This is a genomic window from Pseudomonas sp. ERMR1:02 (assembly GCF_002277815.1).
GTDB lineage: Bacteria > Pseudomonadota > Gammaproteobacteria > Pseudomonadales > Pseudomonadaceae > Aquipseudomonas.
Genome location: NZ_NKJI01000026.1, coordinates 41400 through 65856, shown reverse-complemented (window position 1 = coordinate 65856; position 24457 = coordinate 41400). Strand labels below are relative to the sequence as shown.

Annotated in this window: 25 protein-coding genes and 5 pseudogenes; 14 read left to right on the top strand and 16 right to left on the bottom strand. The window is 57.7% G+C overall.

Annotation, left to right across the window (positions count from 1 at the left end):
* A pseudogene (locus CES87_RS29135) lies at window positions 1-401 on the top strand (GMC oxidoreductase); the annotation flags it as partial.
* 172 nt (window positions 402-573) lie between these two features.
* Complete coding sequence (locus CES87_RS29130) at window positions 574-1035, top strand: N-acetyltransferase (protein ID WP_128608822.1); 462 nt, start codon at window positions 574-576, stop codon at window positions 1033-1035.
* Window positions 1036-1122: 87 nt separating this feature from the next.
* Here the strand turns inward: CES87_RS29130 and CES87_RS29125 are convergent, their stop codons facing one another.
* Together CES87_RS29125 and CES87_RS29120 are read right to left on the bottom strand one after the other, a co-directional pair.
* Window positions 1123-1452 carry an NIPSNAP family protein gene (locus CES87_RS29125; RefSeq protein ID WP_128608821.1) on the bottom strand — a complete coding sequence of 110 codons (330 nt, stop codon included), beginning with the start codon at window positions 1450-1452 and terminating at the stop codon, window positions 1123-1125.
* A gap of 128 nt (window positions 1453-1580) precedes the next feature.
* On the bottom strand, window positions 1581-2483 hold the full coding sequence (locus CES87_RS29120) for a LysR family transcriptional regulator (protein WP_128608820.1): 903 nt from the start codon (window positions 2481-2483) through the stop codon (window positions 1581-1583).
* 130 nt (window positions 2484-2613) lie between these two features.
* On the opposite strand from CES87_RS29120, the gene CES87_RS29115 reads away from it, so the two are divergent.
* The 3 genes from CES87_RS29115 to CES87_RS29105 all read left to right on the top strand — a co-directional run bounded on the left by CES87_RS29115 (window position 2614) and on the right by CES87_RS29105 (window position 4206).
* Complete coding sequence (locus tag CES87_RS29115; protein ID WP_128608819.1) at window positions 2614-3444, top strand: oxidoreductase; 831 nt, start codon at window positions 2614-2616, stop codon at window positions 3442-3444.
* A gap of 31 nt (window positions 3445-3475) precedes the next feature.
* Complete coding sequence (locus CES87_RS32495) at window positions 3476-3661, top strand: hypothetical protein (RefSeq protein ID WP_178081500.1); 186 nt, start codon at window positions 3476-3478, stop codon at window positions 3659-3661.
* Window positions 3662-3816: 155 nt separating this feature from the next.
* Window positions 3817-4206 (top strand): cytochrome c family protein, encoded by a 390-nt coding sequence (locus tag CES87_RS29105; RefSeq protein WP_128608818.1) that lies wholly within the window; start codon window positions 3817-3819, stop codon window positions 4204-4206.
* Between the two features lie 139 nt (window positions 4207-4345).
* Here the strand turns inward: CES87_RS29105 and CES87_RS29100 are convergent, their stop codons facing one another.
* From CES87_RS29100 to CES87_RS29065, 7 genes and pseudogenes are all read right to left on the bottom strand, one after another.
* Window positions 4346-5230: a ChaN family lipoprotein gene (locus CES87_RS29100; protein WP_128608817.1), complete on the bottom strand. Its 885-nt coding sequence runs from the start codon at window positions 5228-5230 to the stop codon at window positions 4346-4348.
* A gap of 23 nt (window positions 5231-5253) precedes the next feature.
* Window positions 5254-6020 (bottom strand): annotated as a pseudogene (locus CES87_RS29095) (heme ABC transporter ATP-binding protein).
* Window positions 6020-7003, bottom strand: a complete 984-nt coding sequence (locus CES87_RS29090) for an iron ABC transporter permease (RefSeq protein ID WP_178081501.1) — start codon at window positions 7001-7003, stop codon at window positions 6020-6022. The pseudogene CES87_RS29095 and the gene CES87_RS29090 overlap by 1 nt, the downstream one beginning before the upstream one ends.
* A gap of 302 nt (window positions 7004-7305) precedes the next feature.
* Window positions 7306-7734 (bottom strand): nuclear transport factor 2 family protein, encoded by a 429-nt coding sequence (locus CES87_RS29080; protein ID WP_128608815.1) that lies wholly within the window; start codon window positions 7732-7734, stop codon window positions 7306-7308.
* A gap of 26 nt (window positions 7735-7760) precedes the next feature.
* The gene (locus CES87_RS29075) at window positions 7761-8492 is read right to left on the bottom strand and encodes an SGNH/GDSL hydrolase family protein (RefSeq protein WP_128608814.1); all 732 of its coding nucleotides are present in this window, start codon (window positions 8490-8492) and stop codon (window positions 7761-7763) included.
* Window positions 8493-8597: 105 nt separating this feature from the next.
* Window positions 8598-9041: a hypothetical protein gene (locus CES87_RS29070; protein ID WP_128608813.1), complete on the bottom strand. Its 444-nt coding sequence runs from the start codon at window positions 9039-9041 to the stop codon at window positions 8598-8600.
* A gap of 222 nt (window positions 9042-9263) precedes the next feature.
* Window positions 9264-9833: a chorismate mutase gene (locus tag CES87_RS29065; RefSeq protein WP_128608812.1), complete on the bottom strand. Its 570-nt coding sequence runs from the start codon at window positions 9831-9833 to the stop codon at window positions 9264-9266.
* A gap of 145 nt (window positions 9834-9978) precedes the next feature.
* On the opposite strand from CES87_RS29065, the gene solA reads away from it, so the two are divergent.
* On the top strand, window positions 9979-11157 hold the full coding sequence (solA, locus tag CES87_RS29060) for an N-methyl-L-tryptophan oxidase (protein ID WP_128608811.1): 1179 nt from the start codon (window positions 9979-9981) through the stop codon (window positions 11155-11157).
* Between the two features lie 9 nt (window positions 11158-11166).
* Here solA and CES87_RS29055 read toward each other — a convergent pair whose 3' ends face one another.
* Window positions 11167-11457, bottom strand: a complete 291-nt coding sequence (locus CES87_RS29055; RefSeq protein WP_128608810.1) for a hypothetical protein — start codon at window positions 11455-11457, stop codon at window positions 11167-11169.
* 127 nt (window positions 11458-11584) lie between these two features.
* A pseudogene (locus tag CES87_RS29050) lies at window positions 11585-11869 on the bottom strand (hypothetical protein); the annotation flags it as partial.
* A gap of 236 nt (window positions 11870-12105) precedes the next feature.
* Between CES87_RS29050 and CES87_RS29045 the strand changes: the two are divergent.
* Together CES87_RS29045 and CES87_RS29040 are read left to right on the top strand one after the other, a co-directional pair.
* Window positions 12106-13779 (top strand): hypothetical protein, encoded by a 1674-nt coding sequence (locus CES87_RS29045; protein WP_128608808.1) that lies wholly within the window; start codon window positions 12106-12108, stop codon window positions 13777-13779.
* A 252-nt stretch (window positions 13780-14031) separates the two neighbouring features.
* Complete coding sequence (locus CES87_RS29040; RefSeq protein WP_128608807.1) at window positions 14032-15516, top strand: hypothetical protein; 1485 nt, start codon at window positions 14032-14034, stop codon at window positions 15514-15516.
* Between the two features lie 352 nt (window positions 15517-15868).
* Here the strand turns inward: CES87_RS29040 and CES87_RS29035 are convergent.
* A pseudogene (locus tag CES87_RS29035) lies at window positions 15869-16075 on the bottom strand (hypothetical protein); the annotation flags it as partial.
* A 275-nt stretch (window positions 16076-16350) separates the two neighbouring features.
* Between CES87_RS29035 and CES87_RS29030 the strand changes: the two are divergent.
* Entirely contained in the window at window positions 16351-16845 is a 495-nt protein-coding gene (locus CES87_RS29030) for a cupin domain-containing protein (protein ID WP_128608805.1), read from the top strand.
* A 281-nt stretch (window positions 16846-17126) separates the two neighbouring features.
* Here the strand turns inward: CES87_RS29030 and CES87_RS29025 are convergent, their stop codons facing one another.
* Entirely contained in the window at window positions 17127-17447 is a 321-nt protein-coding gene (locus tag CES87_RS29025; protein ID WP_128608804.1) for an isochorismate lyase, read from the bottom strand.
* A 986-nt stretch (window positions 17448-18433) separates the two neighbouring features.
* Here CES87_RS29025 and CES87_RS29020 point away from each other — a divergent pair.
* Window positions 18434-18637 carry a hypothetical protein gene (locus tag CES87_RS29020; protein ID WP_128608803.1) on the top strand — a complete coding sequence of 68 codons (204 nt, stop codon included), beginning with the start codon at window positions 18434-18436 and terminating at the stop codon, window positions 18635-18637.
* A gap of 153 nt (window positions 18638-18790) precedes the next feature.
* Here the strand turns inward: CES87_RS29020 and CES87_RS29015 are convergent, their stop codons facing one another.
* Window positions 18791-19063 carry a hypothetical protein gene (locus tag CES87_RS29015; protein WP_128608802.1) on the bottom strand — a complete coding sequence of 91 codons (273 nt, stop codon included), beginning with the start codon at window positions 19061-19063 and terminating at the stop codon, window positions 18791-18793.
* A 439-nt stretch (window positions 19064-19502) separates the two neighbouring features.
* Between CES87_RS29015 and CES87_RS29010 the strand changes: the two are divergent.
* Window positions 19503-19706, top strand: a pseudogene (locus tag CES87_RS29010) (MATE family efflux transporter); the annotation flags it as partial.
* Between the two features lie 20 nt (window positions 19707-19726).
* Complete coding sequence (locus CES87_RS34675) at window positions 19727-20473, top strand: sce7726 family protein (RefSeq protein WP_371858281.1); 747 nt, start codon at window positions 19727-19729, stop codon at window positions 20471-20473.
* On the opposite strand, the gene CES87_RS29000 is transcribed toward CES87_RS34675, so the two are convergent.
* The gene (locus CES87_RS29000; protein WP_128608800.1) at window positions 20425-21486 is read right to left on the bottom strand and encodes a hypothetical protein; all 1062 of its coding nucleotides are present in this window, start codon (window positions 21484-21486) and stop codon (window positions 20425-20427) included. The genes CES87_RS34675 and CES87_RS29000 overlap by 49 nt on opposite strands.
* 163 nt (window positions 21487-21649) lie before the next feature.
* Between CES87_RS29000 and CES87_RS28995 the strand changes: the two genes are divergently transcribed.
* Window positions 21650-23011: an MATE family efflux transporter gene (locus tag CES87_RS28995; protein WP_128608799.1), complete on the top strand. Its 1362-nt coding sequence runs from the start codon at window positions 21650-21652 to the stop codon at window positions 23009-23011.
* A 103-nt stretch (window positions 23012-23114) separates the two neighbouring features.
* Complete coding sequence (locus CES87_RS28990) at window positions 23115-23783, top strand: phosphoribosyltransferase (protein WP_128608798.1); 669 nt, start codon at window positions 23115-23117, stop codon at window positions 23781-23783.
* Here CES87_RS28990 and CES87_RS28985 read toward each other — a convergent pair.
* A complete protein-coding gene (locus tag CES87_RS28985; protein WP_178081499.1) occupies window positions 23740-24444 on the bottom strand; it encodes a glycoside hydrolase family 19 protein in 705 nt (234 codons plus the stop codon). The two genes, CES87_RS28990 and CES87_RS28985, sit on opposite strands and share 44 nt — an antisense overlap.
* Between the last annotated feature and the right edge of the window lie 13 nt (window positions 24445-24457).

Here is a 24457-nt window from a genome sequence, read left to right as displayed (position 1 = left end):
GCGAAATCATCGGCCAGAAGGCGATGGACGTTTCCGCGACGGCGAAATCGCCCCGGGGCCGCTGGTGCAACCGATGAACAGATCGACGCCTTCGTCCGTGAAACCTTGAAAGCACCTACCACCCTTGCGGCTCGTGCCGCATGGGCGAAGACGACATGGCGGTGGTGGATTCCGAGTTGCGGGTGCACGGCATCGCCGGATTGCGGGTGATCGACTCCTCGGTGTTCCCGACCGAGCCGAACGGCAACCTCAATGCACCGACCATCATGCTGGCTGAACGGGCTTCGGATCTGGTTCGTGGGGTGAAAATGCTGCCGGCATCGGACGTGCCGGTCGGGCTGGTGGAGAACTGGGAGACCAGCCAGCGGTCGTCGTTGCCTGGGCGTAACGTTCGGGTTTGATCCCCAATCCCTGTAGGAGCGAAGCTTGCTCGCGAAGAGGCCGGCACATCAAACATTGATGTCGGCTGATACTCCGCTTTCGCGAGCAAGCTTCGCTCCTACAGGTGATCAAAGTCAGCTGAAAGATCTTTTGCTAGGCTAATGCTCCCCAAAACCGCAATGGAGCACCCTCATGGCTATTCTGGCCCTGCGCGCCGACGCTTCCCACATCGCAAAAATTGCCCCGCTTTTCGACGCCTATCGAGGCTTCTACGGCCAGCCTTCGAACCTGCCGCAATCGCGTGACTTCATCGCCGAGCGCATTGCCCGGGACGAGTCGGTGATTTTCTATGCCGAGGACGCCAACGGTGAAACGCTGGGTTTCGTGCAAATGTTTCCGACGTTTTCCTCCATCGACGCCCACCGCACCTGGCTGCTGGGCGATCTGTTCACCGCGCCCGCTGCCCGAGGCAAAGGCGTCGGCACGCTGCTGATGAACACCGCCCGCGACTTTGCGCGGTTGATGGGCGCCAAGGGCATGACCCTGGAAACCGCCACCGACAACTACAGCGCGCAACGGTTGTATGAGTCGTTGGGATATGCACGCGACCCGGGTTACTACACCTATTGCCTAAATCTAAAACACCCGGTGTAGGAGCCGGCTTGCTGGCGAAAGCGGTGTATCAGGCGATATATATTTGGACTGATGTACCGCCTTCGCCAGCAAGCCGGCTCCTACAGGTCACCGTAGGGCATCAACCCCGGTGTCACCAAACACCGGCCTGAAAAAGCTGCGCTCATAACTGAGAATACAGCGGGTTTCTTCTGCGTATTTGAACGCGGCGATGCATTCGGGGTCGTTCATCGACTGTTGGCGGTAAGTTTCGTAGGCCGCAAGGCTGGGGAACGTAAACATCGCCATGGCGATGTTGTTGGCACCCTCGGACGGCAGGAAGTAGCCGTGATGCTGGCCGCCGAATTTTTCCACCAGTGGAATCCACAGCTTGCCGTAATGCTCGAACGCTTCGAGCTTGAACGGGTCGAGTACATATTTCAGGTAGCACGTGATCATGTGTTTTCTCTCTGACAGGGTTAGTGGGTGGTTAAGGAGCAAAGCTTGCTCGCGATGGACGTCAACGAAAACGCAAGGCTGTCTGAATGATCGCGTTGTCCGGACATTTTTCGCGAACAGGCTCGCTCCTACAAAATCTGTTCCCGGGCGGCACGAACAAACTCAATGAAAGCCTTGAGCGTCGCCGGCACATGGCGACGGCTCGGGTAATAGAGGTGCAGTCCCGGGTAGTAGGGGCACCAGTCACCCAGCACTTGCATCAGGCTGCCGTTGGCCACCTGCGCCTTGACCATGTCTTCGAAGATGTAAGCGATGCCGACGCCCTGCAGCGCCGGGCCGACCATCAGGCTCACGTCGCCCAAGGTCAACGGGCCGTCCACTTCGATTTCCTCCTCGATACCGCCGCGTTCGAATTCCCAGCGATACAGCGCGCCACTCGGGAAACGATGGCGGATGCACGGCAGGCCATGGAGGTCTTCGGGTTTGTGCGGGACGGCATGCTGCTTAAAGAACGCTGGTGAACCCACGACCACCGAGCGCAGGTAGGAACCGATGGGCAAGGAGACCATGTCGGCCTCCAGCCGTGCCCCGAAGCGCACCCCGGCATCAAAACCGCCGGAGACCACATCGACCAGACCGTCGTCCGCCACGATCTCCAGTTTCACATCCGGATAAACCGCCAGGAACCGACCGGCAAGCGGCAGCAGCACCAGTTCCGCAGCCTGGCGACCGGCCGTGATGCGCAGGCTACCGGAGGGCTTGTCGCGAAAACTGTTTAGATCTTCCAGCGCATCGTCGATGTCACGAAAGGCGGGTTTCAACCGCGCATAGAGTCGATCGCCAGCCTCGGTCAAGCCAACGCTGCGGGTGGTGCGGTTGAACAGCCGGACGCCGAGGCGGTTCTCCAGGGTGCGCACCGAATGGCTGAGCGCCGAAGGCGTCACGCTCAGCTCCACCGCCGCCCGGCTGAAGTTCAGGTGGCTGGCCACACACAGGAAGATCGAGAGATCAGCCGCTGAAGGTGATTTCATATATGAATGCCCTTCACAAAGCCATGCAAAATTATTGGGATTATCACATCAGTAGTGGAGTTTTAAGGTTGCGTCAACTCATCAAGAAGGCCCGGCACTAACGCTCGGGTTGCTGACAGGAGGAGTTGAAATGCGTACTTGGTTCATTACTGGGGCTTCCCGTGGTTTTGGTACTCTCATCGCAGAACGTGCTCTGCGTGCTGGCGACGCGGTGATTGCCACGGCTCGCAAACCCGAAGAAATTACCGCCCGCCTGGGCGATCATCCGAACCTGCTGGCCGTGCGTCTGGACGTGACCCGCGAGGAAGAAGCGCATCAGGCTGTGGCAGAAGGCATCAAGCGTTTCGGTCGCATCGACGTGCTCATCAACAATGCCGGGTTCGGCGTGTTGGGGGCGGTGGAAGAAACCAGTGCCAGCGAGACCGAGCGTCTGTTCGCCACCAACGTCTTCGGTATGCTCAATGTGACCCGCGCAGTACTGCCGCACATGCGCCGCCAGCGCTGCGGGCATGTCATCAACATTTCCTCCATCGGCGGCTATCAGGCTTATATGGGGTGGGGTGTCTACGGCTCCACCAAATTTGCAGTCGAAGGCATCACCGAGGCGCTGCATCAGGAACTGGCGCCACTGGGCATCCACGCCACGGTTGTAGAGCCGGGCTTTTTCCGCACCGACTTCCTCGACGAGCAGTCGCTGGTAAAGACCGCGTTGAAATTGCCGGACTACGATGAAACGGTGGGTGCGATGCGCAAATACGCCGAGTCCGCCAACCATGCCCAACCCGGTGATCCGGTGAAGTTCGCCGAAGCCATGCTGGCCCTGGTCAACACGCCGAACCCGCCACAACGTCTGGCACTGGGCAGCGATACCATCGCGCGCATTGAAGCGAAAAATCGCTTTGTTGCCGAGGAGTTGGCGCAGTGGAATGAGTTGGCGTTGTCTACCGATTTCAAGGAGTGATGCAAAACGCCGAATCCCTGTAGGAGCCGGTATGGCCGGAGTTGGTCAGTTGGCAGGCAGCACCGGCGGCTTGTTCTGGTCCTTCAACAGAAAGACCACGAATTTGGCGGGTTTGTCCTGGCTGGCGTATCCGTTCCGTGCCCACCACCGAGAGCGCGACGTGATGTTTGATCCCGGCGGCCTTGGTGAGTCGACGCGTGTGGATCAGGCGCATTGATAGGCTAGTCTAGGCGCGCGGCAGCGCGACGTGCATTGGCGGGATAGACGGCAGGCTCTGATATCGCGCATCTGAAAAACTTCGGCATAGAGACCAGGTCATGATCAAATGGCGGCTATTGTTTGCTGTAGGCAACGCCTGATCTGGAGCTGTAAATGAACAAAGCGGCCGCGATGACCCTTGTCCTGACCCTCGGTGCAGGCCTGTTTGCCGCACAAGCGAACGCGCAGGGTGATGCCGAGGAGGGCGGGAAACTGTTCAAGCGGATGTGCGGCGGCTGCCATCAGATCGGGGAGTCGGCGCGGGCTTTTTTTGGTCCGCAGCTCAACGGTATTGTTGGGCGGACTGCGGGAAGCACTACGGACTATCAGTACTCTGACGCCATGATGTCATCCGGCATTGTCTGGACGCGGGAACAACTGGCGGCGTATATCGAGAATCCGAAGGCTGTGGTGTCGGGTACGCGGATGATTTTCTGGGGGATCAGCGATCAGGAGAAAATCGATGATCTGCTGGCTTATCTGGAGACCTTTCCAGCCCCGTGACATTGATCGTTCCCATGCTCCGCGTGGGAATGCAGCCCGGGACGCTCCGCGTCCCATCCAAAGCCGAACGCAGAGCGTCCGTTGATGCATTCCCACGCAGAGCGTGGGAACGAGCATAAAAGACGGCGATCTATTGCTTTTAACGACGCAAATTAGCGCAGTTATCCTGCTCCGGCTGCTTTGCGGTATACCACACGTAATCCGCACTCTCGGCGCTCACCGTCCTGCCCACCTCAGACAAAACAAGCACCGCATTACCCTGACCTGCACCAAGGTCTTTCAAGTGCAGCGGCACGCCCAGATCCTTGCGCACATGGAACGCCCCAGCCAGCAACACCGCAGGCGTCGGCGCTGCCAACAGGCGCTCGGCCATGCGCCGGTCACGCTGCTGCTGCACGGCGAGCATCGCCGGCATTTGCGTTTCGGGCAGCAAGCCGCAATGGGACTCGCGAATGTCCGCAAGCAATGTCGCTTGCACCTGTTGGGTGGTGGACGCTTCACCGGTGAGCGTCGGACGCTGTTTGTAGATCTGCATGATCTGCGCCCGATCCAGGTTGGCCGACAGCAACGGGAAGGGTTGGCGCAGGGCGTAGGTGACCAGTGCGCCGTAGACGCCCCAATCCCAGTTGGCTTGCCAGGACAGCGCCTGGTAAGGGTCGGCCGGTGGTTGGCCGGCACGGGTGGCGACCTGCGCCGCATCGACTTTGGCCTGTTGGTCGGGGTTGAGCATTTCCATCAGCAGACTGCCTTGCGGACGAAGTTTGGCCAGTTCGCGCAGCAGCCACAGTTGCAAGGCATGGTGATCGGGGTTGTCGTGTTGTTCGCCGACCAACACCCGTGGGGCGCCGGCCAGGCGTTCGACCAGCTCTTGCGGCGTCAGGGTGCGTCCGGTGGCGAGTTCGCGGATCACGCCCAGATCGGCATGATCCCGACCTTGCGGTGCAATCGCTGCCGGAGGTGGCGCTACGTAATGGGATTGGCAGGCAGTCAGCAGGCTGAACAGGCATAACAGCAGAGTGCGCATCGGTGTTCCTCTCTGGACGCTTATCAGCGCGCGATAATCAAAGGATGCCCGAGCTCCGGGTGCCGGTGAATCAGCACTTGCAGCCCATACACTGCCTGCACGGCTTGGGCAGTCAGGACCTCGTGCGGTGTGCCGTAAATGTGCGAACGACCTTCGTGCAACAACAGCAAATGATCGCAATAACGCGCCGCCAGGTTCAGGTCGTGCAGGATCACCAGCACCGCTGCGCCGCGCCCGGCAAAGTCGCGCACCGCTTGCAGAATGGTGTGCTGGTGCAACGGGTCGAGCATTGAGGTCGGTTCGTCGAGCAGCAGGGTCTGCCCCTCGGCGCCCGGCCACAGTTGCGCGAGTACCCGCGCCAGATGCACACGCTGGCGTTCACCGCCGGACAAGGCCAGATAACTGCGCCCGGCCAGGTGCAAAGCGTCGGCGGCACCAAGCGCTTGGGCGACGATTTCGGCATCGCGCACACGACCGCTGGCATGGGGCAAGCGACCCATGCCTACCACTTCATTGACCGAGAAAGCGAAGTTCAGGCTCGAACTCTGGGGCAGCACCGCCAGGCGTTTGGCCCGTTCCTGACCGGGCCAGTCAGCGAGCTGGCGCTCGTCGAGGCTGACCTTGCCTTCACTGGCCGGCAGCTCATCGCACAGGGCGGCGAGCAGGGTACTTTTACCGGCGCCGTTAGGTCCCAGAACGCCGAGAACTTGCCCGGTCGCAACTCGATATCGATGTCCGCCAGCACGGTGCGACTGCCGCGCCGGACCAGCAAGTTGTTTGCCCGCAGCATCAGGAACGCCCCCGTACCAGCAGATAAAGGAAGAAGGGTGCACCGATGAGTGCGGTGACGATGCCGATAGGCAACTCGGCAGGCGCCAGCAGCAGGCGGGCGACCAGGTCGGCCAGCAACAACAGGCTGGCACCGGCGAGCAAGGACGCCGGTAGCAACACCCGATGATCCGGACCGACCAGCAGCCGCATCAGATGCGGCACCACCAGACCGATAAAGCCGATCAGACCCGCTGCAGCCACTGCAGCACCGACGCCCAGCGCCGTGCACAACACCAGTTCCAGTTTGATGCGCTCGACATTGAAACCCAGGTGCCGCGCTTCGGATTCCCCCAGCAGCATCGCGTTGAGTGCTGCCGCGCGACGCGGCAACCACAACGCCACGCCCACCGCCACGATCAGCAACGGCCACAGACGCGGGTAGCTGGCGCCGTTGAGGCTGCCCAGGTTCCAGAAGGTCAGGGTGCGCAACGTGGCGTCATCGGCCAGGTAGGTGAACAAACCGACGCCGGCACCGGCCATGGCCGTCATTGCCACGCCCGCCAACAGCATAGTGGCGACGTTGGTCTGGCCATTGCTGCGGCCGAAGCGATACACCACCGCGGTGACGATCAGGCCACCGGCGAAGGCGCAAACCGACAGCAGATACGGTTCGATGGCCGGCGGCAAACCGCCGAGCATGCTGGCGCCGACAATGGCGAAAGCTGCACCCAGCGCTGCACCACCGGACACCCCCACCAACCCCGGATCCGCCAACGGGTTGCGAAACAACCCTTGCATGGCCACGCCAGAGAGGGCCAGCACCGAGCCAACCGCGATGCCGAGTAAACTGCGCGGCAGGCGGATCTGGCCGAGGATCAACTGCGCCTGTTGCGTGTCGCCGCCGTCAACCGGCAGCCCGAGCAGACGCAGCCCGGCCACCAAGGTATCGCCCAGCGGCAGGCTCACCGGCCCCAGGGCCAGGGACAGCCAGAACACCAGCACCAACAAAAGACCCAGGGTGATCAGCATCGGCCGCGGCCGAACGATGGCCGTCATTGCGCAAATCCAGCGGTACAGGTCGGCAGTGAGTTCATATGCATTGCAAGACTTCCTTGGTCGATCAGGACAGCGGCGGTTTCTGCCACGGCATGCCAGATGATGCCATCGACGCTATAAATGCGCACACGCGCAGCGGCGCACAACGATCCCGGTCATCGCTGGCTGCGTTCGCGGTGCTGTGCTTTTCTGTGTGAGCCGGTCGAGTTGCAGGTGGTGCCCATGTTTCGACCGGCACTGCACAACGATCAGGCTTTGCTGGCGGCCAGATAAGCGCCCAGGCGCTTGCCCATTTCCTCGCCCAGGGCCTGCAGTCCACTCATTGGCCGGACCATTACTTCGAAATCGACGATTTTTCCCTGCTCGTTGAAGCGGATCATGTCGATGCCCTTGAGCTGTTTCTCACCGACCCTGGCACTGAATTCGAGGATGACATTCAAGCCGTCGGCAGTCGCCAGTTCACGGTGGTAGGTGAAGTCTTCGAATACCTTGAACACCGTGTTGAGAATCATCGAAACCACCGGCGCGCCCGGATACGGCGTGTGCGCCATCGGCGAGCGGAACACCGCTTGCGGGTCCAGCAACGCGGGCAGGGCCTTGAGATCGCCGGTGCGGATCATCGCGTGCCACAGGCTCAAGGACTCAGAGGCTTTGGGGTGCAGTTGCAGTTCAGACATATTCAACTCCTGTTTTTTGTTGTTGTTCAAAGCTTGCCTGATGCGGTGTTACCAAGGTGTCGGGCAATCACCTGTGCGGCGTCGTCTGCCCAGACACTGTAGATCGCCGGGCCCGGATGGAAACCGTCCCGAGCCATTGCGCCGGCCACGGGCGCCAGACGGGTTGTCAGCATCGTACAGCGATCCGTGCGGTCTGCCAGCAGGGCGAGGCGTGCATTGAAACGCGCTGCCCGGTTGCCCAGGTACCAGCGCAGCGGTTGCGGCAATGCCGGGAACAGGTGCATCGGTGGCAGAGGGGAGATGACGATCAGCTTGACGCCGAACTTGTCGATCAGCATGTCCATCAACTGCTGTTGCCGTGCGATCCATTGCGCAGCGCTCAGGGTGCCGGTGACATCGTTGACGCCGATGGACAATAGCGCCACATCGAAGGTTTCTGGCGCGTATTGTTCGAGCAGTTCCAGCAGAGTTTGCGAGTCCAGGCCCGACTGGGCCCAGAGTTTCCAGCAGACCTGATACGCCTTGGCGAGGCGGCTGACTAACTGGCCGCTCAGGGCTTCGGTCTGTTTCGATGCCCCGACACCCGCCGCCGCGCTGTCGCCGAGGATCAACAAGCGCAGGGTTTCGCCATTGCCGGTCACGCCTTCGCGTTCGCCCTCGGCTTCCGGTAATTTCGGCGTGACCCGACGCGTGTAAAGGCCCTGCATCAGTAGTACGGGGCCGAGCATGATTTTGGCCAGGGTTTCGGTTTTGCTCATGCCGGGAGTTCCTGAGAGAGAAGTCGTAGATTCGCTTAAAACCCGGCCACGAAAAAGCCCGGCTGATCAGGCCGGGCTTTTCGGTGATGCGGTGTAGCGATTTACTTAGGCAACGGTGTTGCCTTGCAGGTGGTCGGAGCCATCGGCAGCGACGGTGTTGCCTTGCAGGTGGTCGGAGCCATCGGCAGCGACGGTGTTGCCTTGCAGGTGATCCGAGCCATCAGATGCAACGGTGTTGCCTTGCAGGTGGTCGGAGCCGTCAGAGGCAACGGTGTTGCCTTGCAGGTGGTCGGAGCCATCGGCAGCGACGGTGTTGCCTTGCAGGTGATCAGAACCATCAGCAGCAACAGCGCGTTTTTCGAGCAGGCGATCAGAACCGCCTTCAGCCACACGATTCTGGATCAGACGATCCGAACCACCTTCAGCCACGCGGCTTTCGATCAGACGATCCGAGCCGCCTTCAGCGACTATAGGTTGAGCAGAAGTAGCGGCGAAAGCGTTAACTGCGAAAACCGAGAAAGCGATGCTGAGGATGGTTTGGCGTTTCATGATCGTGTGCTCCGGGGTGTTATGGGTTGGTATGGAGCTGATGTTACGCCGTACAGTTTTTAAGAGAACTCGATTGAGTCAATGGTGACTATTGACGCAGTCAATGACTGCACGGACCCGCTCTTCGTAGGAGCCGGCTTGCCGGCGAAGAGGCCGGAACATTCAAAAATGATGTCGGCTGATATGACGCCATCGCGAGCAAGCTTTGCTCCTACAGGGCCATCATTGCTTCGTGACGCACAACTCACCCGTGGCGCGAATCAAGGCCTGGCCATGCAGGGCGTCCTTGATCAGACTGGAACGCTGTTCGGCCAGCCAGATCGGGCATTGCGGGTCATGGCGATAGGGCTCGAAGTCGGCGTATTGCTGCAACAGACGGGTTTGCAGCTCATCCAGTTTTGGCCGCAGTTGATTGAGGTCCGGTCGTGGCACGTCAGGCGCCTTGTGCGCCGCTTGCCATAGCGCGATCAATCCGTACTGCACCAGCTTGTTGGCTTCGATCTGCGCGGCAACGAGTTCGGCGGCTTCTTCCGGGTCCAGTTTGTGCTTGACGGCCTGCGTCCGCGCGTTGGCAATCACCAACGCTTCCCGGGCGGTATCCTGGATCGGTTTGCCACTGTCCCACTTAGACAGCGCCACCTCATCGGCCATGTTCAGGCGCTCGTTGATGGTCGACAGCAACGGCTGCAAGGAATCGGGTGCCGGGGAGGGCGTGGCAGCGTGGGCGACGCCGGCAAGTAAGCTGCAAAGCGCGCAGGTCAGCAGTAGCGGCAAGCGTGGGCAGTGGAACATAAGCAAACCTCTTGGGCACGGGACGCACATCAGGTCTTATGTAGCACAGCTGAGCCAGATGAACGATAGTTCAGCGGGCTCTTTCGTACAGGACCGATTCTGGTGCAGGCTTGTAACCTTATCGTTTTTGCCAAGGGAGGCGTAGATGAAAGACCGGTATGACGTAGCGGTGCTGGGCATGGGAGCGATGGGTGCCGCCGCCCTGTATCAATTGGCGAAAGCCGGGGTCAAGGTGATCGGCGTCGACCGTCACCATCCACCGCACGATCAAGGTTCAAGCCATGGCGACACGCGAATCACCCGGCTCTCGGTCGGCGAAGGCGCGCAATACCTGCCCATAGTTCGTAACTCCCACCGCATTTGGCGCGAGCTCGAAGCGTTGTCCGGTGAGTCGCTGTTCGAGCAGTGCGGCGTGCTGGTCATGACCTCCAGCCCCGACTATGACGCGAACGATCAAACCGACTTCACCCAGCGTACCCTGCATCTGGCGAATACCTATGGTATCGAGCATGAAGTGCTGTCGGCCGAACAGATTCGCCAGCGCTTCCCGCAGTTTTCCCCGGTGCAGGATAGCGCCGTCGGTTATTTCGAGCCCGGCGGCGGTTATGTCCGGCCGGAGCGCTGCATCGCGGTGCAACTCAAACTAGCCGAGGAACGTGGCGCAACGCTGCTCAAAGGCGAAACCGTCACGCAAATCACCTCGGATGAGCAGGGCGTGACCGTGCTCACCGACCAGCGCACGATCCGCGCCGACAAGGTAGTGATCAGCGCCGGCATGTGGTCCAGGGACTTGCTCGGCAAGCCTTTCGACCGATTGCTCCGGGTCTGCCGACAGAAGCTGTTCTGGTTCGAACTGGAAGACAACGCCCGCTTTGCCCCGGTGTCGCCGACCTTCATCTACTACCATGGCGGCGGCGATGCAGGCATGAGCTACGGTTTTCCACCTTTACCCGGCGAGGGCAGCCTGAAGATCGGCACCGAGCAATACAGTGAAGAATCCTCGCCAGACAGGTTGGACAGGACCATCAGCGAATCCGAAGCCAGTGACATGTTCGACACCCACGTGCGCGGTAAAATCGCCGGCGTCACTTCGCGGCTGGCCAAATCGGCGGTGTGTGCCTACACCGTCACCCCGGACAGCGACTTCATCATTGACGAGCACCCGACGCTGAAACACACCCTGGTGGTGTCCGCCTGCTCGGGGCATGGTTTCAAGCATTCCGCGGCGTTGGGCGAGGCGTTGGCGCAGTGGTGTGTGCGGGGGCGCAGCGAGCTGGATCTGTCGGCGTTTTCGTTGCGGCGTTTTGACGGGTTGCTGGATTGAACAGGTGGCTCACTCGGCAGTGAGCAAGCGCTCGATCTGCGCCAGCTCCCAGGTGCTGAGCAAACTCACCGGGTCGGTGCCGTAGCGCTGCCCGCCATCGAACGCCCGGCCGTCCGGGCACTGGCAATGCAGGCAGTGACGCAGATGAATCCCGTCGACATCGAGGGTCAAAAGCCAGCCCTCGATATCAACCTGAACCGGACCGGATTCGGGCTGTTGATCAACGCATTTGAGCAGGCGAAGGCCCAGGGCGGCGTCGCGCAATTGCTGGTAAACCTCGCGGGCGGTCAGGGGCGGCACAGGTGTCTCCGGTCATGGTTTGAATCGGGGGCTCAGGATAGTCGATCAAGGTGAAATGCAGCGAACACGAAAAAGCCCGGCTGATCAGGCCGGGCTTTTTGGGTGGTGCGGTGTAGCGATTTGTTTAAGCAACGGTGTTGCCTTGCAGGCGGTCGGAGCCATCCGCCGCAACGGTGTTGCCTTGCAAACGATCCGAACCATCAGCAGCAACAGCGCGTTTTTCGAGCAGGCGATCAGCACAGCCTTCAGCAACACGATTCTGGATCAGGCGATCCGAACCACCTTCAGCCACACGGCTTTCGATCAGACGATCCGAGCCGCCTTCAGCGACTACAGGTTGAGCAGAAGTGGCGGCAAAAGCGTTAACTGCGAAGACCGAGAAAGCGATGCTGAGGATGGTTTGGCGTTTCATGATCGTGTGCTCCGGGGTGTTATCGGTTGGTATGGAGCTGATGTTACGCCGCAGAATTTTTAAGAGAACTTCATTGACGTGATGGTGAACATCGACTGCATTGATAGGCCGAGCTGCATGCATCTCGTGGGCGTGATGAGACGGCGCAGCCTATCGTCGGTTCTGTCGTCCGGCCAGAACCGCGGGGGTATGCTGAACCTCCGCAAATTCCACGCTCTGATCGAGAGGATAAACCGATGCACGACTACTACGATTTGGGCACCTACAGCCGACCAGTGACCACCCGTTCGCCGCAGGCCCAACTCTGGTTCGACCGTGGACTGGTGTGGTGCTACGGCTTCAACCACGACGAATCCATCCGCTGTTTCCACAAGGCCCTCGAACACGACCCCGATTGCGCAATGGCCCACTGGGGCATCGCCTACGCCTCGGGCCCCAACTACAACAAACGCTGGGACGCCTTTATCGAGCAAGAGCTGAAAGAGGCCGTGGCTCAGGCCCGACGGGCGACGCAAACCGCGCTGGCGCATCTGGATGACGCATCACCGGTGGAAAAAGCGCTGATCCGTGCGCTGGAGCAACGCTACCAGGCTGAAGAGGCGGCTAGCATCGAGCAACTCTTCAGCTGGAACGATGCCTTTGCTGCGTCCATGCGCGATGTCTACCAAACCTTTGCCGACGACCCCGACGTGGTGGCGCTGTTTGCCGAAGCGCTGATCGATCGCACGCCCTGGCAATTGTGGGATCTGAAAACCGCTCAACCGGCAGCGGGCGCCGACACCCTCGAAGCCGTCGCCGTGCTGGAAAAAGCCCTGCAACGCATGGAGCAGCACGGCGACGCACCGCACCCCGGCGTGCTGCACATGTACGTCCACACCATGGAAATGTCGCCGTACCCGGAACGTGCATTGCGCGCCGGCGATGTGCTGCGTGACCTGGTGCCGGACGCCGGGCACCTGCGTCACATGCCGTCGCACATCGATGTGCTCTGCGGCGATTACCGCGGCGCCATGATCACCAATCACCGGGCGATCCAGGCCGATCGCAAATACCTGGAACAGGCAGGGCCGATCAACTTCTACACCCTGTACCGCAGCCACAACTACCATTTCAAACTCTACTCGGCGATGTTCCTCGGCCAGTACCAGCCGGCCCTGGAAGCCGCCAATCAACTGATCGAAACCATCAAGCAAGAACTGCTGCGCGTGGAACAACCGCCGATGGCCGACTGGCTGGAAAGCTTCGTGTCGATGAAGGTCCACGTGCAGATCCGCTTCGGCAAATGGCAAGACATCCTCGCAACACAGTTGCCCGACGACCAGACGCTGTACTGCGTGACCACCGCGATGCTGCACTACGCCAAAGGCGTGGCCTTTGCCGCCACCGGGCAAGTCGCCGCCGCCGAAACCGAACAACACCTGTTCCTCGAAGCCTGGGCCCGTGTGCCGGAAACTCGCTACCTGTTCAACAACCAATGCATCGACATCCTTGCCGTGGCCGGCGCCATGTTGAACGGGGAAATCGAATACCGCAAAGGCAATCACGACTGTGCTTTCGAACACTTGCGCCAGGCACAATCACTGGACGACAACCTGCCATACGACGAACCCTGGGGCTGGATGCAACCGGTGCGTCATGCACTGGGTGCACTGCTGCTGGAGCAGGGCAGGGTCGAAGAAGCCTTACAGGCCTACCGCGCCGACCTCGGCCTGGACAACACCCTTAGCCGCGCGTCCTGGCATCTGGACAACGTGTGGAGTTTGCATGGCTACGTCGAATGCTTGAAACGACTAGGCCGGGATGCTGAAGCGGCTGCTGCGCAAATCCGTCTGGACCTGGCCATGGCTCGGGCGGATATGTCGATTACCGCGTCGTGCTTTTGTCGGGTTGGGAAGGGGTGTTGTCAGTGACGCCCGCTGAAGGATTCAGTGTGATACCTCGCTGTATGCAAGGCACCGTCCACCAATACGCCGCCCTGGGCCTTCAGGCCAGCCAACGCAACGGCTTCATGCTTGAGGACATGTGGGTCAATTCCAGATGGCGCGATCACTTCTGCTCAGGGAGATGGTGGAGAGGCTTCCATCTGCTCCGTTGGGTGATGCGAGAACAAATATCAATGTGTGCATAGGCCGACTATCGATCCAATGTGAGCAAGACTTCGCTTGGGGCAAGCCCCGTGGGATCTGCTTTTGACGGTACCGGAAAATCCGAGCGATGCGGGATTCGGACTACACTCAGCCACGGACGCCGCAATCGGCAGCGGCGATTTGGATTCGATGACTTCGCACGAGTCGGCGCGGATGAAACCAGTCAAACGGATTGCCCTCGGTCTGGCGCTGACTGTCGCAAGCCTTTGCGCTCACGCTTATGAATCCGATCTTCACTATGGACTGACATACTGGCTGGCCACTCAAGCGGGCTACGATGCCCTCCAGAGCCAGGAAATCGCACGGCAAAACGAACTCACCGACACGGGCATGCTCGACGCCAAGCATGCCATCATCTGGGACCTCTGCATCTTGCAGGATGTAAAAGCCAGCTTGCAGACCCGAGCACTGCATTTTCGTGCCAAGCGTGAACCGCCGGCGAATCCGGCAGAGCGGCCGGTCAATTCCACCGCTGCCTACGCAATGGGGCAGTCGAACAGCATGATCGTCGAGGGCCATCATGAAGACCCCGATCTTCAGAGCAAATTCGGTCAGGCGCTCCACGGCTGGCAGGACTCTTTTTCCCACGCTGGCGTCAGCAATACCTTCTTCCTGTGCCCGGACAACTGGATCTGGTCGCATCCGGTCGACAAGGGCAGTGTGTTCTCGCACGCCGCGGATCAGACCTATATGGACGTGAAGAAATGCACGATGGCAGCCTCCAGCACCTATGACCTCCTGTTACGGTTTCGAGCACCGATGACACTCGGTACTCAACCCAAGGATTGGAACGACCTGGTGGCGCCGGTTGAAGCCTTCTGCCGGGCGTCGACCAAGGTGCAAAAAGCAGATTGGTTCAAGGCCGAGCACGTACCCCAGGCCGAGGCCATCGCGAAAAACACCAGCCTGGATGACGGCGGCCACAGTTTCTACAAGGCGCCCAGGATTGATTTGCGCCGTGGCGTTCCCTCGCTCAATACAGTTGCGGCGAACGTTCCCGAGTATGAGCAACAGGAACCAGGCTGGCTGCCGGCTATCGAGATAGATGAAAAACTCAAAGCGCTGATGATGAATCCGCAAACCCGCGCGTCGCCGCAGGCGCAAGCCTATGCTCGGGGATTTCTGAAGGCGTGGCTCACCGCACCGCCGGACAAACTGCCAGAAGCACTTGCACCGTTTCTGGGGAATAGAGTCCTCAGCCAGGATGACGAGTTCATCACTCGTTTGCGACGCCTGCGACTTAAAGACCAAGGGCATCCGCAGGCTGCGAATTTCAAATCAGGGCGAATCAACCCAGACGATTACGTTACGCTCAATGGCGACAACTGGACCACTGGACTGATCCCGGTTCGCGGGTCGAAAGCTCAAGCACTCGTCACGGACTGGGGAAATGAAATCCTGGTAATCGCCATTTTGCGAAATGCCCCCAACGAAGTGCTGATGGTCGTGACCACAGAGGACTTTGAACCCAAGGCGATATCGAATCTGATTTTCCACTGAGTTGTGCTGCGCGGGGAGACATTGACCCTGTGGCGAGAGAGCTTGCGCCTGTTGCGCCCGAGCACGGGAACGGTGCAACGGGCGCAAGCTCCCTCGCCACAGGGTCATTTGTTGGTTTTGGCTGGGTTGAGTCGTGTATGGAGAGGTCGGGGAGAGCGTAGCTGTTTGCCATCATTTTGGAGCGGGCGACGTCGTGCGCAGGACACTTTGTCCGAAATAGAGGCAAGTAATGCTGAATCGACAGGGTGGGGTTGGGAACTAACCGTCTTGCAATCGATCTCGCTTACAAACACGAAAAAGCCAGGCTGATCAGGCCGGGCTTTTTGGGTGGTGCGGTGTAGCGATTTAGTTAGGCAACGGTGTTGCCTTGCAGATGATCGGAGCCATCGGCAGCAACAGCGCGTTTTTCGAGCAGGCGATCAGAACCACCTTCAGCCACACGGCTTTCGATCAGACGATCCGAGCCACCTTCGGCGACTACAGGTTGAGCAGAAGTGGCGGCGAAAGCGTTAACTGCGAAAACCGAGAAAGCGATGCTGAGGATGGTTTGGCGTTTCATGATCGTGTGCTCCAGGGTGTTATCGGTTGGTATGGAGCAGATGTTACGCCGCAGGATTTTAAGAGAACTTCATTGATGTGATGGTGAACATCGATGGCATTGATAGGGCGCGCGACACACCTCGGGTGGCGTGATGATTCGCTACCGCATTGATTACATTGCGTATTAACAGTAATGCGCGATGACGCCGTTATCATCAACACAAATCACAAATACAGTGAGTCAAACTATTCTGTATTAAGCCGCGTCTCGCCCCGACTTTTAAGGTGTCTTTCATGATTCAGAACATTATGAAAACTGCTTGCCTGACAGCACTTCTTGTTGCAGGTGCGTCAATGCCACTCGCCCAGGCAGAACCATTGCCACTCGGTAAAACCGGTGCTTTACATAATGAAGACGTGGAGTGGCGCAGCTTTCCGGCTTTCCCCAAAGAAGTAAAACTGGCTGTCCTGGTCGGCGACCCCAGCAAACCAGCGCCCTACGTTGTGCGAGTCAAAGTGCCAAACGGCATCAAATTAATGCCCCATACACATCCTGAAGACCGTATCTATACCGTCATGTCAGGAGTTTTCTACATTGGTTTCGGTTCTGTCTTTGATCCGGATAAGCTGGTTGCTTACGGTCCGGGCAGCGTAGTGATACTGCCGGCTAATACACCACACTTCCACTGGGCCAGATCAGGAGAGTACATCTCGCAAGTTTACGGAGTCGGCCCGCTGGGCATTGAGTATATCGATAGTCATGATGACCCTCGTAATACTTCGAAGTAAGAAAAGCGAACAAAAAAACGGGTGCCTTTGGCGTAATGCCATTCAGCTAAGGAGCTGATCGGCCCCTTGTAGGAGCTGGCTTGCCAGCGAAGAATTCAAGAGCAACACGGTTAACCAATCAATACGCGCAATCGTTAACGATCATCGCTGGCAAGCCAGCTCCTACAGTGGATCATCTGTCCAATAGTGAGGAAAAAGGCAGGATGCCGGAGAGCGAGTGTGGAACCGGGAAAATGAAGCCTTACGCAGCCAAGTTTTGTGTTGGACACCTATACATCGGATCAGATCTCGGGTATTTGCGCCGACCAGTGTTTCATCTCTTCGGCAATAAAATGGTTAACCAAGTCGCTATACATTTTTTCGATTGCATCCGGGCTCAGGCCTTCCGCCTCAGCCCACTCACGACGTGTTGCAAGCATGCTGTTGAATCGCCCCTGCCCACGCACCGAGGCTGCAGAGGTCTTGAATTTCGAAGCTGCAAGTACGTACTGAAAGCGTTTACCCAGCAGCTTGATAACGGCCTGATCGAGGGCATCGATCTCGCGCCTGATGTCCTCCATTCCTGCACACTCAGCGGGTTGCAACTGGTTGGGAACTTCCATGTGGGTAACTCGTTTATTGAAGAAATCGTGAGATTGCTGATGTGTTATCAGAGATCTTACTTTCCCGAAAGGAGCAAAATTCCAGCCAAAATAAATCCGTCCCTTTATTCTGACGGCGCGGGTCTGTCTGCTGACTGAAGCCTGCCTGAAGGTGTCCCAGCATTCCGCCGACAGCGCAAGCGTCCGGTGCATCATGGTTACCAACGACGACGTTCTGACCTGTGACCGACCGCAGGATGCCGGGGCTGCATGATCGAGCCATCTGACACCTGTACCGAATGGAAAGTCTGCACATTTTATTTCACATACTGATCCGATTAATAAGCGCTAATTTATTGGCTTGCAGAAGTGATTTCGGCTCTTCAAACAAAAAAATCTGCACATTTTATATTGAGGCTAATGCCGATCAGTTACGCCGTAACACGCTCCTTGTAGCAGCTGGCGAAGCCTGCGTTCGGCTGCGCAGCAGTCGTGAAATGAGGCTACGCGGTGTTTCAGGAAAACCGCACGCGCAGGTTTTACGACGGCTGCGCCGCCGAACGCAGGCTTCGCCAGCTGCTACAGGCTGTGCGTTACGCCAGTGGCTACTGCACTGTGACGGGCATCAGGTGTTCTTCTGACCATTGAAGTGTAGGCGCCAATCAAAAGTCATGAAAAACCCGGCTGATCAGGCCGGGTCATTCGTGCGAACTGACCTGCCTGCTCTACAGCCTCACCGCAAAAAACCGGAGATCTGCTATTACATTAGTAAGCTACAGTTCACTGATGGCAGGCTGTCATAGGGAGGCCTCATGGTGCGAAGTTCACTTGTGCATTCGAGACTTTGTTTTTGTTTTTTAATGAGTGTTGTAACAATGGGGCTGACCGCTTGCTCCAGCAACGCACCCCCTAAACAAATCATTCGGCCACCTGAGGATGACAGTGAAACTTCGACTGTGCGTATCACTACCAATTGGAAAGAGCACGCGCTTAGCAAAGTGGGGTGCATGGAGCACGCCAAAGCAGTTCTGACACAAGCGAAATACTTTGTTGACGCAGGGGAACGCTCAATCTTTGGGTTGCGTGAAGGCATGACGTTTTCAATTCGCTGCGACTACGAAGGCGTTGCTTTTTTCGCCGTGGCTTATCGCCACAGACCCAGTGTTGAAACTCAGAATCGGATTATGGATGAGATCATGACGCGGTTTTAAGGAACTCAGGCCAGCGGTACAGGGTTTTATTATGTATCCATCGCGGCTCGAAAGTATGTATGAAGGTCAAAGCGTCACAGCGGGAGCAAAAGCCGGGGTCGGGCTTATTTAATGGTCGGGGAAATAACGGGCGCCCTCGGCGCCCGTTTTCATTTACTCCGCCGCCTGCGCCCGCAAACGCCGCCCAATCACATCCATCAAGTCACAACCATCCCTCAGTGGAATGGCCAGCAGTTTGGAAAAGTCCGATAACACCACCGTGTCGCAACCGATCTCGGCACGAAAGGCAATATTCTCCAACACCTGCGTAACCGCACGAATACGGTAATCCGCCGCGGCTTGCAGGACGTCGAGTGGGGCTTCGGTATCAATGAGCAGGGAGGCCGGAACCAGGTCGATACCGGTGAGGGGCATATATCGATTCATTTTGAAGATCTCTGTTTGATTGGCTTGAGGCCGTCACTCAGTCGTCGCCAAACGATTGGGTGGCAGCTGTGCGCAGGTTGGCGAACCGGCAACAGAGAAACCGGCAGACCCGCAGGTCTCCCGCGCACAGCCGCCATAACAGCGGCTTTGCGGGTGCGATGATACCTGCAATGAAGCGGATAGCTCTCGCATTCTCTGTGATCAGGTCGCCAAACCTGAATCGCCATTTGGGCGACGGAACAGACTATAAGCCGCCTCAGATCAGCAGGACAGGTGAGCACTTCCGAACTTCATGTAGGACCCACATTGATAAAACCTCAGACCTTTCACCTCACTTCACTGGAATTCCAAACACAGACCTGAGATGGTCATCGCCCCCGTGGATTCAGCCACCGAAGCTATCCTCTATCAACACGTCAGCACCCGAGACGGACCCTCAATGCAAACCCCACCCAAACCCCAACACCCCCTCTGGAAAACCTACCTCCTTTTCCTCGCCCCGATGGTCCTGTCGAACTTCCTCCAATCCATGTCCGGCACCGTCAACAGCATCTACATCGGCCAAATGCTCGGCACCCAGGCGCTGGCCGCCGTATCCGGCATGTTCCCGATCATCTTCTTCATCGCCCTGGTCATCGGCCTGAGTTGAGTTCACATTTTTTCATGAGGTTTTCAAATTGTCATCGGGCGGCTGGAATACGTAGCGAGCCGAGCCGCACAGTCATCACATTCTCGCTATTGGGAGATGCCGCTCCTCCGATGGATTGTCGTACTCATAGGCTTCAAGAGGGAGAGAAGCTATACTCCGTCGCCATGCACAATCCAGATCATATCCGCGAATTACTGAAGACATGGGTCACCCGGACCATGCCTCATACTGAAGATGATGTTTTCATCGGAGAGCTTTGCTTTATCAACAAAGCGAGGCGTGCAGACCTTGTTCACGCGAACGGGCAGCTGACAGCATTTGAAATAAAGTCGGCCGCAGATAGCCTATCCAGATGGGAAGGCCAACAGAGTGCGTATCTGAGTTGCTTTGATCAGGTTTGGCTATGCTGTCATTCCAAACATATAGAGAAAGCGTTTGACGTTACTCATAGGAGCGTCGGAATTCTTGTGGTTGACGATCTTGGGTCTATTGCTGTTGTTAGACGAGCCGCACACAACAAATTGCGTGACAAATTTACTCTCACAGGTCTTTTGTGGCGATCGGAGCTGGATGAAATCTGTAGGGAGTATAAGGTTAAAACAAAAAGTATTATGAAAATCAAAGAAGTGCGCCTCGAAGTGGCCGAGGCGCTTGATTGGGAACCTATTCGAGATAAGGTGTTAAATCGGCTTAAGGATCGTTACTCTGTGAGTCAAAATATGTCGTCGAAGGATACATTGTCGCCATTATCTTCATGCTGAAGAAACTGGAGCGTTGCGCAAATGTGCTGATTAGCTCTTAGCCCGTTCCATACTCCATTATTTCCATAGCGCTCATTCGTCTGGCTAATCCTTGCATACTCTCTGGTTGCCCAGCAAAATTCGTCTCCGTGGTAGTCGGGTAACTGACGAATATCTCTTGCTAGCTGAACGTAATTCTCAAACTCTTTATCTCTTCCAAGCCGCTTCAACCACCATTCATTAGGTGTGTAGTAACTTGCAAAAGGTATGACTGCCATGCCAGGGATATATTCCACAGCTGCGCCAGGGTTTGTTCCGGCGTAATCGCCATAAATTAAATTTATTGAACTGTTTAGATGTTGTGCTTCGGCTTGCCAAACGATGTCATGGCAAATAGCTGTGCTGGAGGTTCCCGCTTGAGGTTTCTGACTTGGGAAAGATGAGCTAAGCAAAGTTGCGCTATGTATCCCGTAGGTGACCAAAGTGGAAAAACTATGGTCGAGAGCGCCGCCATTTATAGTGGAGAATGGCGACCTATCTCCAAAATCTAGAATTACAATTATATTTTCCGGGTTTGCAATAGCGTCAAGAATGCTTATTGCTCTATCCCAGCTAGCTCCTGCTATTTCGGTAGAGCAAATTACTCTGATCGCGATGGTTTCAAAGTCTGCTAGTAGCAATCTTGCTTGTTGTATGATATTGCGTGGATTGTCTGTGTCAAGCCAGGATACAACTGGTATTAGTAAGTTGTTTGGAGCTTTTATTTCATTGAGCCAGGCTCGTTTGTTCTCGAAGTGGTTGGCGGGGTTGTGTAAGTCTCTTTCTGCTATGATGCCATCCGCGATATCTAGCGTAGATCTAGATATATCCATTAAATAAGGATGGTCGCCCCAGTTTGCAAGAAAATCATTCAGGTGGCGTTCTATGCCTCTCATATTAAGGAGCGGAGATACTAGTTGTTTTCGATGATCTTCCAGATTTATGAGCGCCTTTACATCATTTTGACCTACCTTCATACAGGGTATGTAAATCATAAGTACCTTCCTATGGTGGTGAGCGAAGCTCGACTTGAGCTGGATTGAGCGTAGGTGCCTTTTTCAAAACCGTGACTCAAGGGATGTGTCAGCGTATTTCTGTTTCAAGCCGTTGTAGCTAAGATCAGCAACCCTCCCAGCAGTCGAGACGGACCTCCATCCAATGCAAACCCCACCCAAACCCCAACCCGCTCTCTGGAAAACCTACCTCCTTTTCCTCGCCCCAATGGTCCTGTCGAACTTCCTCCAATCCATGTCCGGCACCGTCAACAGCATCTACATCGGCCAAATGCTCGGCACTCAAGCGCTCGCGGCGGTGTCGGGCATGTTCCCCATCGTCTTTTTCTTCATCGCCCTGGTCATCGGCCTCGGCGCCGGCGCGGGCGTGTTGATCGGTCAAGCCTGGGGGGCACGCGAACTGCATCTGGTGAAGGCCATCGCCGGGGCGACGTTGTTGTTGGGGGTGTTGATCGGGTTGGTGGCGGCGGTGTTGGGGAGTGTGTTTGCGCGGTCGGCGTTGTTGGGGTTGGGGACGCCTGGGGATGTGCTGGACGATGCGGTTTCGTATGCCCATGTGATGTTGTGGTTCATGCCCTTGCTGTTGGTGTTTGTGTTGTTCACGCAGTTGTTGCGCGGGGTGAGTGACACGCTGTCGCCGTTGTTGGCGCTGGTAGTGTCGACCTGTGTGGGGCTGGCGCTGACGCCAGCGTTGATTCGCGGGTGGTTCGGGCTGCCGATGCTGGGGATTCAGAGTGCGGCGTTTGCCGGGTTGGCGGGGAACCTGGCGGCGATGGGGTGGCTGGCGTGGCGGTTGATTCGCAAGGGGCATCCGTTGGCGCCGGACCGCGAATTTTTGGCGGCGATGAAGCTGGACATGGCGATTCTCGGCAAGGTGTTGCGCATCGGATTGCCCACCGGGTTGCAGATGGTGGTGTTGTCGCTGTCGGAGCTGGTGATTCTGGCGTTGGTGAACCAGCACGGTTCCCAGGCGACGGCGGCGTATGGTGCGGTGACGCAGATCGTCAATTACGTGCAGTTTCCGGCGCTGTCGATTGCGATCACGGCGTCGATCCTTGGGGCGCAGGCGATCGGGGCAGGGCGCATCGAGCGTATCGGGCCGATTCTGCGTACGGGGTTGATGATCAATGTGTGCCTGACCGGTGGGCTGGTGGTGTTGGGGTATTTGCTGTCGCACCGGTTGCTGGGCTCGTTTCTCACCGAGGAGGCGACGCTGAACATGGCCGACCATCTGTTGCACATCATGCTCTGGAGCCTGCTGGTGTTCGGCTTCCAGGCGATTATTGGCGGGATTATGCGCGCCAGCGGCACGGTGATGGTGCCGGTGGCGATTTCGATTGTGTGCGTGGTGGGCGTGCAGTTGCCGGTGGCGTATCTGCTGGATGCGCGGTTCGGGTTGCAAGGGGTGTGGATGGCGTTTCCGGTGGCGTATCTGGGGATGCTGGCGTTGCAGACGCTGTATTACAAGATGGTGTGGCAGCATCAGAAGATTGAGCGGTTGGTGTAGGTGGCAGGCGTGACCAGGCTTGATGCCAGGTACTGTCACGCCGACAATTGATGGGTGGGGGAAGTGCGAACCGACAGGCGTGATTGCCTGGGGAGGTGTTCAAATGAGTCCCTTATCACAAACCATCCTGCAGGACCGCGCCGCTGCCGGTCGACGTTTGGTGGAGTCGTTGCTCGAGTACGCCCACCGTCCGAATGTCATCGTCCTTGCCTTGCCCCGTGGCGGAGTGCCAGTGGCTTATGAGGTGGCCACGGCCCTCGGCGTGCGACTCGATCTGATGCTGGTGCGCAAGCTCGGCGTGCCGTCGAACCCGGAGTTCGCCATGGGTGCGATTGCCAGTGGTGGCATTCAGATTCTCAATGAACATGCACTGCGGGCACATCCAATCGAGAAGGCCGCATTCGATGCCGTGGTCGCTCGGGAAACCCAAGAGTTGGTGCGGCGCGAACAGGTATATCGCGGATCCCGCGCGCCGCTGCAACTCAAGGATCAGGTGGTGATCCTGGTCGACGACGGCCTGGCGACCGGCGCTTCGATGATGGCCGCGATCGAAGCGGTACGGGTGCAAGCGCCGGCGCGCATCGTCGTCGCCGTGCCCGTAGCCCCGATTGAAACCGCCGAGGCGTTGCGCAGAGAAGTGGATGAACTGATCTGCCCGCTGATCCCCGATTGGCTGATGTCGATCGGCTATTGGTACATGAATTTTTCCCAGACTTCGGATAAGGAAGTCATGGACTTGCTGCAGCGGGCGTGGCAGCGAGAACCCGGGTAGGCTGGGATGCGTTCGTGAATGACCAGATGTTTTTGGTTCGACGCAGCCATTCCTGGCGTTCTGCGAGACCGATCAAGCCTCCATTGATAGCCAGTGTCACTTTGCGAATGCTGTCTTCATCGGCCAGTCCATTGCAGTTTTTGGCATCCCATTCTGCCGCCGCGATAGCCACGCACCACTGCGCGCTGATGACCTCGTCTGGTAATGCGCTGAAATCCGGTGCGTCTGCTTGCCACTGGCGTAGCAGTTGCGTGGCCTTGACGTAACTCTCCTTGCCTGTGAGCTGCAGCAACCCGCGACCTCGATAGTTGAAACCATCGTTTGTGTCCTTTTGATTGCCCATGCGATCTCCATAGACCGAATTGGCCAGTTTTTCCGGGTTGTGTGCGTACTCTTGAGGGTCGAGAGGGCCATTGGGCAGGAAGCGGCTTGGCCAGACTTTGGGCAGTCGCTCCGGGCTGTAGTTGAGGTTTTCGAACTGGATTGTAAGACCCCCGCATTCGTGCAGAACCTGGGCCATGAAATGCGCGACACGCAAGGAGTTACCGGAAATATCGTAATGATCGAGGACAGGTTGGCTTTGCTCGAACGCCTCGCGGTAGCTGGTTCTTGCACTGGGTGCAAGCTTCAGTATTTGCGCGAGGTCTACTTGAATGCTCATGACTGCCTCCATC

Excerpts from the sequence above, each read along its gene's own strand:
- CES87_RS29130 (WP_128608822.1), top strand. The coding sequence starts at position 574 with ATGGCTATTCTGGCCCTGCGCGCCGACGCTTCCCACATCGCAAAAATT.
- CES87_RS29125 (WP_128608821.1), bottom strand. The coding sequence starts at position 1,452 with ATGATCACGTGCTACCTGAAATATGTACTCGACCCGTTCAAGCTCGAA.
- CES87_RS29120 (WP_128608820.1), bottom strand. The coding sequence starts at position 2,483 with ATGAAATCACCTTCAGCGGCTGATCTCTCGATCTTCCTGTGTGTGGCC.
- CES87_RS29115 (WP_128608819.1), top strand. The coding sequence starts at position 2,614 with ATGCGTACTTGGTTCATTACTGGGGCTTCCCGTGGTTTTGGTACTCTC.
- CES87_RS32495 (WP_178081500.1), top strand. The coding sequence starts at position 3,476 with ATGGCCGGAGTTGGTCAGTTGGCAGGCAGCACCGGCGGCTTGTTCTGG.
- CES87_RS29105 (WP_128608818.1), top strand. The coding sequence starts at position 3,817 with ATGAACAAAGCGGCCGCGATGACCCTTGTCCTGACCCTCGGTGCAGGC.
- CES87_RS29100 (WP_128608817.1), bottom strand. The coding sequence starts at position 5,230 with ATGCGCACTCTGCTGTTATGCCTGTTCAGCCTGCTGACTGCCTGCCAA.
- CES87_RS29080 (WP_128608815.1), bottom strand. The coding sequence starts at position 7,734 with ATGTCTGAACTGCAACTGCACCCCAAAGCCTCTGAGTCCTTGAGCCTG.
- CES87_RS29075 (WP_128608814.1), bottom strand. The coding sequence starts at position 8,492 with ATGAGCAAAACCGAAACCCTGGCCAAAATCATGCTCGGCCCCGTACTA.
- CES87_RS29070 (WP_128608813.1), bottom strand. The coding sequence starts at position 9,041 with ATGAAACGCCAAACCATCCTCAGCATCGCTTTCTCGGTTTTCGCAGTT.
- CES87_RS29065 (WP_128608812.1), bottom strand. The coding sequence starts at position 9,833 with ATGTTCCACTGCCCACGCTTGCCGCTACTGCTGACCTGCGCGCTTTGC.
- solA (WP_128608811.1), top strand. The coding sequence starts at position 9,979 with ATGAAAGACCGGTATGACGTAGCGGTGCTGGGCATGGGAGCGATGGGT.
- CES87_RS29045 (WP_128608808.1), top strand. The coding sequence starts at position 12,106 with ATGCACGACTACTACGATTTGGGCACCTACAGCCGACCAGTGACCACC.
- CES87_RS29030 (WP_128608805.1), top strand. The coding sequence starts at position 16,351 with ATGATTCAGAACATTATGAAAACTGCTTGCCTGACAGCACTTCTTGTT.
- CES87_RS29025 (WP_128608804.1), bottom strand. The coding sequence starts at position 17,447 with ATGGAAGTTCCCAACCAGTTGCAACCCGCTGAGTGTGCAGGAATGGAG.
- CES87_RS29020 (WP_128608803.1), top strand. The coding sequence starts at position 18,434 with ATGGAGCACGCCAAAGCAGTTCTGACACAAGCGAAATACTTTGTTGAC.
- CES87_RS29015 (WP_128608802.1), bottom strand. The coding sequence starts at position 19,063 with ATGAATCGATATATGCCCCTCACCGGTATCGACCTGGTTCCGGCCTCC.
- CES87_RS34675 (WP_371858281.1), top strand. The coding sequence starts at position 19,727 with ATGAGGTTTTCAAATTGTCATCGGGCGGCTGGAATACGTAGCGAGCCG.
- CES87_RS29000 (WP_128608800.1), bottom strand. The coding sequence starts at position 21,486 with ATGATTTACATACCCTGTATGAAGGTAGGTCAAAATGATGTAAAGGCG.
- CES87_RS28995 (WP_128608799.1), top strand. The coding sequence starts at position 21,650 with ATGCAAACCCCACCCAAACCCCAACCCGCTCTCTGGAAAACCTACCTC.
- CES87_RS28990 (WP_128608798.1), top strand. The coding sequence starts at position 23,115 with ATGAGTCCCTTATCACAAACCATCCTGCAGGACCGCGCCGCTGCCGGT.
- CES87_RS28985 (WP_178081499.1), bottom strand. The coding sequence starts at position 24,444 with ATGAGCATTCAAGTAGACCTCGCGCAAATACTGAAGCTTGCACCCAGT.